2 protein-coding genes and 1 pseudogene are annotated in these 1,450 nt (G+C 72.9%); 1 reads left to right on the forward strand and 2 read right to left on the reverse strand.

Translation table 11 applies throughout. The features are described from left to right. Together ABZ281_RS49220 and ABZ281_RS49225 are read right to left on the reverse strand one after the other, a co-directional pair. Positions 1-222 (reverse strand): annotated as a pseudogene (locus tag ABZ281_RS49220) (hypothetical protein); the annotation flags it as partial. A gap of 97 nt (positions 223-319) precedes the next feature. Then, positions 320-934, reverse strand: coding sequence for a sigma-70 family RNA polymerase sigma factor (locus ABZ281_RS49225; RefSeq protein ID WP_356665353.1), 615 nt, complete (start codon positions 932-934; stop codon positions 320-322). 163 nt (positions 935-1,097) lie between these two features. Here ABZ281_RS49225 and ABZ281_RS49230 point away from each other — a divergent pair. Continuing rightward, positions 1,098-1,450: MerR family transcriptional regulator (locus ABZ281_RS49230; RefSeq protein WP_356665355.1), on the forward strand; the 353-nt coding region annotated here is incomplete at its 3' end.

The following is a 1,450-nucleotide window of genomic DNA, read 5'->3' on the forward strand; positions in this document are numbered from 1 at the left end:
GGCCCGGTGTGGGTGTTGCCACGTACGGCCGCGGCGAGGCTTGAAGTCGCCGATCAGTTCGTCGCCGTTGGCGTACACGTCCACGGTCATGCCGGGGATGCCGTGGAAGACGGACACCATGGCCTTGTCCTGCTGGTCGGCCAGGGCGGGCGCGCAGACGCCGAGGGCCAGGGCGCAGGCACCGGCCGAGGCGGCGATGGCGAGCCGGGTGTGAGAGGTCATGGGAATCATCCCTTCGAACGGAGTCTCCGTACGGTGCGGAGTCTCGGTCCTGTTTTCAGGTGTGGGGGCCGCCGCGGATGCGGGTACGGCGTCACCGCTACAGGTCCGTGCCGGGGACCGGGGGCTGCTCGATCACCAGGCGCAGCCGGTGCAGGCCACGGCGGGCGTGGCTCTTGACCGTCCCCAGGGGCATGCCGGTCCGCTCCGCGATCTGCGCCTGGGTCAGGTCCTCGTAGAAGGCCATGCACAGCACCTCCCGTTGATGCCGCGGCAGCCGTGCCAGGGCGTCGACCAGCAGCACCCGGTCCAGGACGCGGTCCGGTGCCGTCTCGTCGGGCCCGCCGGTGTCCGCGTCGCGGCCGGCCGAGTCGATGAGCGTCAGCCGCCGCGTCCTCGCCGCCAGCGCGTCGACGATCTTGCGGCGCGTGATGCCGACCAGCCAGGCGCCGAGCGGACCCCGTTCGGGGCGGAACCCGGCCCGGCCGTGCCAGGCGCCGAGGAAGACCTGCTGGGTCACGTCCTCCGCCTCGTAGGTGTCACCGAGCAGTCGGGTGGCCATGGTGTGGACGAGCGAACCCCAGCGCCGGTAGATCGCGGCGAACGCCTCCTCGTCGGCGGCGAGGAGGCCACGGGCCAGCTCCTCCTCGTACCGCGTTTCCTCCGCGGGCGCGACGGGCGCGACGGGCGCGGTGAGTCGCGTGTTCGTGATCATGGCCTGGTTCCTCCTGCAAGTGCGTCGTGCGGGGACGGAAGGCCGTCTGCCGAACCGCACCGGTCGCGCTGTTCCGAGCCGCGACCATGCGCTCTGAGCCAGTGTTCGGCGCATGAACGACGCAGCTCAACATGCGTCGTTTATGCGTCGTACAGTCGGAGGTATGGGTGTACACGAACGGGACAGCGAGGACCGCGGACGCGGGGGCGCGCCGCTCGGCGCCGGGCTGACCACCGGCGAGGTGGCCAGGCGGCTGGGGGTCGCACCCACCACGGTCCGCACGTGGGACCGCCGCTACGGCCTCGGACCCGACGCCCACACCGGCGGCCGGCACCGACGCTGGACGGCGACGGACGTGGCACGACTGGAGCGGATGTGCGCCCTGACGGCGACCGGGATACCGCCCGCCGAGGCGGCACGCACGGTGCTCGGCGAAGCGACGCGGGAGCCGGCCCCGGCCGGGTGGGCTTCTCCGGCACCCCCGGAGGCACCCCGGGAGGCGGCCGCGGAAGAGGA

This window comes from Streptomyces sp. NPDC006265 (assembly GCF_040613555.1).
Classification (GTDB): domain Bacteria; phylum Actinomycetota; class Actinomycetes; order Streptomycetales; family Streptomycetaceae; genus Streptomyces.

What these genes read in the sequence shown, in the direction of transcription:
- ABZ281_RS49225 (WP_356665353.1), bottom strand. Translation starts at nt 934, where the DNA reads ATGATCACGAACACGCGACTCACCGCGCCCGTCGCGCCCGTCGCGCCC.